This is a genomic window from Falsihalocynthiibacter sp. S25ZX9 (assembly GCF_041205405.1).
GTDB lineage: Bacteria > Pseudomonadota > Alphaproteobacteria > Rhodobacterales > Rhodobacteraceae > Falsihalocynthiibacter > Falsihalocynthiibacter arcticus.
Map to the genome: position 1 here is coordinate 1 of NZ_JBGFCD010000292.1, position 290 is coordinate 290.

1 pseudogene is annotated in these 290 nt (G+C 54.8%); it reads left to right on the forward strand.

The features are described 5' to 3' along the window. Window positions 1–37: 37 nt before the first annotated feature. Window positions 38–290: pseudogene (locus AB9F29_RS22300) on the forward strand (lytic murein transglycosylase); the annotation flags it as partial.

Genomic DNA, 290 nt, shown 5'->3' on the forward strand with positions numbered 1-290 from the left:
CCTTGAGATCATTTTGACATAAGGTTTCAATAAGTCCCTCGCAGGGCGTGGAAAGCGGAAATCAGCGGCGGAGTGGGGTGCGCTTGGCGTCAAAGCTGCGCGTGGATCGATCCCAAATCACTGCGGGGCCGCGCTCTTACTGCCAGCAGGGACCACGGGACCAGCCTTTCTAGTGTTCCAAAACTTCGATGTCATCCTACGCTATAATAACTCGGTGAATTATGGCATCGGCGTTTGGTATTTGTCTGATCGGATTGCCGGCGCAGGCCCCTTGGTGACAAGCTTCCCAC